Origin of the sequence: Gemmatimonas sp., assembly GCF_044345575.1 — a bacterium.
In the GTDB taxonomy this organism is placed as follows: Bacteria; Gemmatimonadota; Gemmatimonadetes; order Gemmatimonadales; family Gemmatimonadaceae; genus Gemmatimonas.
In genome coordinates, this window is the sequence record NZ_JBIJAW010000191.1 from 1 (window position 1) to 6,212 (window position 6,212).

At 65.8% G+C, this 6,212-nt stretch carries 7 protein-coding genes and 1 pseudogene; 6 read left to right on the forward strand and 2 right to left on the reverse strand.

Annotated elements, in window-relative coordinates; all coding sequences use genetic code 11:
- Nucleotides 1-316 (forward strand): annotated as a pseudogene (locus tag ACIQ6O_RS11265) (alpha/beta hydrolase); the annotation flags it as partial.
- Between the two features lie 42 nt (nucleotides 317-358).
- Here the strand turns inward: ACIQ6O_RS11265 and ACIQ6O_RS11270 are convergent.
- Entirely contained in the window at nucleotides 359-1,222 is an 864-nt protein-coding gene (locus ACIQ6O_RS11270; RefSeq protein WP_396207886.1) for an acyl-CoA thioesterase, read from the reverse strand.
- 16 nt (nucleotides 1,223-1,238) lie between these two features.
- On the opposite strand from ACIQ6O_RS11270, the gene ACIQ6O_RS11275 reads away from it, so the two are divergent.
- From ACIQ6O_RS11275 to ACIQ6O_RS11290, 4 genes are all read left to right on the forward strand, one after another.
- The gene (locus ACIQ6O_RS11275) at nucleotides 1,239-1,709 is read left to right on the forward strand and encodes a hypothetical protein (RefSeq protein WP_396207887.1); all 471 of its coding nucleotides are present in this window, start codon (nucleotides 1,239-1,241) and stop codon (nucleotides 1,707-1,709) included.
- A gap of 59 nt (nucleotides 1,710-1,768) precedes the next feature.
- Nucleotides 1,769-2,083 carry a hypothetical protein gene (locus ACIQ6O_RS11280; protein ID WP_396207888.1) on the forward strand — a complete coding sequence of 105 codons (315 nt, stop codon included), beginning with the start codon at nucleotides 1,769-1,771 and terminating at the stop codon, nucleotides 2,081-2,083.
- Between the two features lie 78 nt (nucleotides 2,084-2,161).
- A complete protein-coding gene (locus ACIQ6O_RS11285; RefSeq protein ID WP_396207889.1) occupies nucleotides 2,162-3,769 on the forward strand; it encodes an SDR family NAD(P)-dependent oxidoreductase in 1,608 nt (535 codons plus the stop codon).
- Between the two features lie 177 nt (nucleotides 3,770-3,946).
- Nucleotides 3,947-4,345, forward strand: coding sequence for a hypothetical protein (locus ACIQ6O_RS11290; RefSeq protein ID WP_396207890.1), 399 nt, complete (start codon nucleotides 3,947-3,949; stop codon nucleotides 4,343-4,345).
- Between the two features lie 11 nt (nucleotides 4,346-4,356).
- Here the strand turns inward: ACIQ6O_RS11290 and ACIQ6O_RS11295 are convergent, their stop codons facing one another.
- Complete coding sequence (locus ACIQ6O_RS11295) at nucleotides 4,357-5,199, reverse strand: sugar phosphate isomerase/epimerase family protein (protein WP_396207891.1); 843 nt, start codon at nucleotides 5,197-5,199, stop codon at nucleotides 4,357-4,359.
- A 120-nt stretch (nucleotides 5,200-5,319) separates the two neighbouring features.
- On the opposite strand from ACIQ6O_RS11295, the gene ACIQ6O_RS11300 reads away from it, so the two are divergent.
- The coding region (locus tag ACIQ6O_RS11300) for a TolB family protein (protein WP_396207892.1) at nucleotides 5,320-6,212 on the forward strand (893 nt) is incomplete at its 3' end.

Consider the following 6,212-nt stretch of genomic DNA (forward strand, 5'->3'; position numbering starts at 1 on the left):
CTTCTGGACGGTGAAGTATCCCAGCACCGCGCTCTTCCCCATGCAGGCGCTCGTGGAAGACGTGCGTGGTCGCTCGCTCACGGGATACAACGTGCCCACGCTCGTTATTTATCACGAGGGTGACGGCGTCGTGGATGCCGCGCGCACGAAGCGCTGGCTCGAGGCACTCGCTCTGGAAACACTCGCCCCGGTGGAACAGGTGCTCGTGGTGCCCACTGAAGGCGAAGACGGGCACGTGATCGCCGGCCGCATCGTGTCGCCGAGCCAGACGAACATGGTGCGCGACCGCATCGTGGGGTTCGTGCGGCCACGTTGACGGTATCGCGTACGCCGCGCGTCAGTTCGCCGCGTACTCCCGCTATCGCTGGTCCTTGAAGCGCAGCAGTCCTTCCTGCGCCACGCTCGCCACCAGCTGGCCGCTGCGTGTGAACACCTGGCCGCGCACGAAGCCACGTGCGCCGAACGCATTGGGGCTGTCCATCACGTACAGCAGCCACTCGTCGGCGCGGAAAGGCCGATGCATCCACAGCGTGTGATCGAGCGACGCGAGGAAGAGTCGCGGGTCGCCATAGCGCACGCCGTGTGGGCGTAGCGCCGTGGGGAGAAAGCCGTAGTCCGACGCGTACGCCAGAATGGCCTGATGAATGATGGGATCGTCGGGGAGCGCGTCGATCACGCGGAACCACACGTACCGTTCCGGCTCCCCCGCCACCGGGCCACCGGGCAAATGACTTTGCGGGGAACGGAAATCGATGGGGCGGTCCTGCGTGATGACCGTGCGCAGCTCCGGGGGCAGCACCTGCGCGTTCTCCCGCACCTGCTCGAGCTCCGGCTTGATGCTGTCCGGGTCCTGCACCTGCGGCATGCGGTCCTGATGATCCAGTCCCGGCTCCTGGACATGAAAGCTCGCCGACAGGTGGAAGATGGCTTCGCCGTGCTGAATGGCCGTGACGCGTCGGCTGGTGAAGGTGCCGCCGTCGCGCGGGCGATCCACGAAGTACACGATGGGCGCCTTGAGGTCGCCCGGGCGCAGGAAGTAGCCGTGCACCGAGTGCGCCTCGCGCGCTTCGTCCACCGTGCGACGGGCGGCCACCAGCGCCTGGGCGAACACCTGACCGCCGAACACCCGGCCGGTGCCCAGGTCCCTGTTCTGCCCGCGATAGATGTTCACCTCGAGCTTCTCCAGCTCGAGCAGCTCCAGCAGTTCCGCGACGATGCTCATGATGTGAATATGTGGCATGGGTCGCGCATTTCGCTCCTTCCTCTTCGCCGGCATCTGCGTCGCGCTGGGCACGTGGCTGCTGCTCAACCCGCGTGGGTCACAGCCGGGCCCCGAGCCGGTCACCTCGTCGTCGGCCTCCGCGCCGGTCACTCCCAGCGCCTCTGTTCCCTCTGCGCCTCCCGGAGCGCGGAGCGCAATCGGGTTCCGCACCGCCGAGCGCCTGGCCGACCACTTCGCCAAGCACGGGGCCGAGTTCAACGCCCCGAATGCCGACGCGTATCTGGTGCTGGCGCAGACACTGCGGGCCACCCCGCCCGCGGGCGATGTACTGGAGATCGTGCGTCCCACCGATGGCGTGATTTCCAAGTTCGACCGGCCGTCGGGCGCATTCATTGCCTTCGACGCCGACAGCACCATCCGCACCTTCTTCAAGCCCAACGACGGCGAAGCGTACTTCAGGCGCCAGGCTCGGCGCCGGCCCAACTGACTGCAGGTCGACGGCCCGTTTCGTTTTCGTTTCCGCCTCCGTTCCCCGCCCTTTCCCCAATGCACGAACGCGACGAATGGCTCGCCGAATGGTCCCGCACGGTGACCGAAGTGGAGCGCGGCTATGAGCTCACTTTCGACGATTACCTCAATGATCTCGACGTGCGCCACAAGCTGCGCGTGATCACCGAGGCCGACGACCAGTGGGCCGATCTGCTGGAGCTCGACACCCGCTTCCGGAATGCCACCTTCCCCAGCGGCCGCTGCGTGTGGGGCGAGGAGAACGCCGACGCCGAGGGGTGGGACAAGGAGAAGCACTGGTACTACTGGCTGCTCCCCAAGAAGCAGGGGCTGGCGTTCGAGGCGGAGTACTGAGCCTCTGCCGTCGCTGAATGGCCCCGGGCAGACATCACAAATGTGATTTCGACCCCGGGGTCGTTATCTTTCAAGGCTATGTCGGAAACTCCGCTGCCTCAGAACACCCCGGCCGAGCCCTCGTCGGCTGAATCCATCTCGGCCGAACAGATCGCCGCCGCCACCGCGCTGCTCGAAAAGCTCGCGGCCGATCGCGCCAACCTGCTCGATATCCCCGACGAGCAGCGCACGCGTCTGCTCAAGGCGGCGGGCGAAGTGTCGCGCCCCGATGCCATTCTGCGCCGCCAGATGGTGAAGGCCACCAAGCGCCAGAAGAAGGCCGAGCGCACGGTGAAGCTGCAGGAAGCGGAGAACCAGCTGCAGGAGACGGGCATCCGCAAACTGCGCCGACAGACGGTGTTCACCACGCCCAATTACCTGCTGCCGGGAAGTGACGAGCAGATCACGGTGGACGAGCCCGATTTCACCGAGGCGTTGGAGCCGCAGCACTGCTACGTGTGCAAGCAGCAGTACACGGTCATCCATCACTTCTACGATCAGCTCTGCCCCACCTGCGCGGAGTTCAATTACCGCAAGCGCACGGAGCTGGCCGACCTGAGTGGCCGCACGGCGCTGCTTACCGGTGGTCGTGTGAAGATCGGCTACCAGGCGGGCATCAAGCTGCTGCGCGCCGGGGCGCATCTCATCGTCACCACGCGTTTCCCTCGCGACTCGGCGCAGCGCTACGCCAGCGAGCCCGACTTCGAGCAGTGGAAGCATCGCCTCGAGATTTACGGGCTCGACCTGCGTCACACGCCGAGTGTGGAGGCGTTCTGCCACCACCTCATGGAGACGCACGACCGGCTCGACTTCATCGTGAACAATGCCTGTCAGACGGTGCGGCGTCCGCCCGACTTCTACAAGCACATGATGGACCTCGAGCGCGCGTCGCTGAGCGACATGCCCGAGCAGGCCCGCAAGCTGCTCGGCGCGTACGAAGGTGTGCGTGGCTATCACCTGCTCCCTGAAGCGGGTGTGTCACGCGAAGACGAGATGATCACGCCGGCCACGCTGCCGCGCGCACTGGCCGACGTGGCAGGCATCACGCACTCGGCCGAACTGTCGCAGGTACAGTTGCTCGCTGAGGAATACCAGGACCAGTCGCAGCTCTTCCCCGAAGGGCGTCTCGATCAGGACCTGCAGCAGGTGGACTTGCGTGAGCGCAACTCGTGGCGGCTGCTCATGCACGAAGTCCCGAGCGTGGAACTTCTGGAAGTGCAGCTGGTGAACGCCATTGCGCCCTTCCTGCTCAATGCGCGTCTCAAGCCGCTCATGCTGCGCACGGCGACCCGCGACAAGCACATCGTGAATGTGAGTGCGGTGGAAGGGCAGTTCTACCGCAAGTTCAAGACGACGCGCCATCCGCACACGAACATGGCCAAGGCTGCGCTCAACATGATGACGCGTACGAGTGCGGCCGACTACGAGACGGACGGCATTCACATGAACGCCGTGGACACCGGTTGGGTGACCGATGAGGACCCGGTGCACATTGCCGCGCGCAAGGTGGAGGAGCATCGCTTCCATCCGCCGCTCGACATCGTGGACGGCGCCGCGCGCATCGTGGATCCCATCATCGATGGGATCAACACCGGCACGCATGTGTGGGGCAAGTTCCTCAAGGATTACAAGCCGACGGATTGGTAGTAAGTAGTTGACTAAAGACTGACGACTGAAGACTACGAACTACAAACTCCCCCAGGCCAACGCGACGCCCGTCCGCGCCCCGCCACGACCGGGAACGCGGTCCCCCCGCGAGGGTTTGTAGTGTGTAGTGGCAGTCGTCAGTCTTCGTTTTCAATGCACTCCCGGCACCATCCCCCCATGCTCCGTACCGCGCTCCTCCTCACCCCCCTCGCCCTCCTCGCCGCCTGCGGCTCGCTTCTCGAGACCACGGACAGCTCGGGCCGTCACTACGCGACGATTAAGGGCACGGTGACGCGCTCCAATGGCACACCCGTGGCGAACGCGCGCATCGGCGTGTCGTGCGTCGGCACGTCGAACGAGCCGTTCGGTCTCGAGACGGAGTCGAACGCGAGCGGGGCCTTCGAAACGGACCTCTACGGCCCGAGCTTCTTCGCCCCGTTGACGGGCCCCAGCTACATCTGCCGAGTGCTCACGCCAGTAACCGGTGTGCCACAGACTGAGAAGTCGATCTCGGTCAGGGTGAGCCCCGACTTCAAGACGCGGCCGACGACGACGGTGAGTCTGGTGGTGCCGTAAGGCACCGCCACTTACCAGCTCAAGCTGCGCAGATAGTCGAAGTTCTCCTTCGCGCTCGCGAGCTCGTCGCCGCTCCCTTCCTGTTCCACGAAGCACGGCTTCTTGTCGAGCTCCGGCACGGCGGCGAGGAATGACTTGAGGTCGAACACCCCTTTCGCGAGCTCGGTGTCCTTCGTGCGATCGGCAATGACGTTCTTGAGGTGAAAGCTCCAGCAGCGAGAGCGATGCCGCTGCAGGAAGTCGAGCGGGTCGCCGCCGCCCATGAGCATGTTCCCCACATCGAGCTGAAAGCGGACGAGCTTGGGGTCGGTCTCGGCGAGGAACACCTCCATCGGCTTCTGCCCCATGATGGGCTTCTCGTGATTGGGCTCGTTGTGGAGCGCAATCCAGACGCCGTACCGCCTCGCCACTTCACCGGCGCTGTTGAAGCGGTTCGCCCACAGCTTCACCACGTCGATGCTCTTGTTGGCTTCGCTCGGCAGGCTCGGGGCCGTGAGATAGGTCATACCGAGCTCCTTGGCCTCGGCACAGCGCTGCTCCCACTCGGTGAGAATGGCTTCCGGCGCCATGTGCGCCGACGGCGCCTTGAGCCCCGTGGCCTTGAGGCTCGCTTTCACTTCCTTGATGCTCTGCCCGAAGTTCTTGAAGCTCCAGAGCAGCTCCACGTCGGTGTACCCGATCTTGGCTAGTGCCTCGAGCGTGCGCTCGGGGTTGGCGCGCATGGCGCCGCGCACGGCGTACAGCTCGATGCCGATGCGATTCAGCTTGCCGGCTGACGCGCCGAGCACGGACAGCGGGACATGGCGGCTGGCCAGGGCGGCGGCCGCAGAGGCGAGGAAGGAGCGACGGAGCATGGGAATAGCATACGGCCCGGGACCACTGAAGAGGAAGCAGGAGCAGGTGGACTCCACCTAACGGACCCTGCGGCTACCGCGTAATCTGGAGGATCCCCATTCAGTCCCTCCGGAGCCTCAATGCCCCGTCGCCGTCCCATCTCCCCCGCCGCACTCGCCCTGCTGGCCGCGGCCCCGCTTTCCGCGCAACAGGCCCCCGCCGCCAGCGGCTGGGACCCGCAGCAGATCCTGCGCACCGAAGCGTTCGTGAAGCCACCGGCCAACATCGAGCGCATGATCATGGCTCCGCGCGTGGACATCTCGTTCACGAGCCCCAGCCCCGATGCGCGCTGGTTCCTGCGCACCGCGGGCGCCGACCGCGGTGACATCAAGGCGTACGGCGCGCCGCACATCTGGCTCGGTGGCCTGCAGATCGACACACGAGCCAATCGCGCCCGCAGCGTTACCACCAGCACCCGCACCGCCATTGTGCTGGTGGACCCGCGTACGGGCGCCGAACGGACCTTTGCGGCGCCGGCCGGCACCACCATCTCGTCGCCCGTGTGGTCGCCGCGCGGCACGCACGTGGCATACATGGTGAACACTCCCGCCGCGAGCTACGCGTACGTGCTCGATGTGGCCACGGGGCGTAGCACGCGATTGAGCGAGCGGCCGCTTCTGGCCACCATGGTCACCGATCTCGATTTCACCGCCGACGGACGCCACGTGGTCGCCTTGCTCGTGCCCACCAATCGTGGCCCCGTGCCCACGCACGGCGAAGGCGACATAGAAGACGGCCCGCAGGTACGCCTTACCGAGTCGCGCGCCGTGCCGCAGCCGGTGCACTTCTCGCTGCTCGCCGACCCGCACGACAAGGCGCTGCTCAAGTACCACACCACCGGACAGGTGGCGCTCATCGACGTGCGCACGCGCGCCGTGAAATCCGTGGGCACGCCGGCGATGATCCGTAACGTGGACGCGTCGCACGACGGCGCATTCCTGCGCGTGACGCGCATGACGGAACCGTTCTCGTA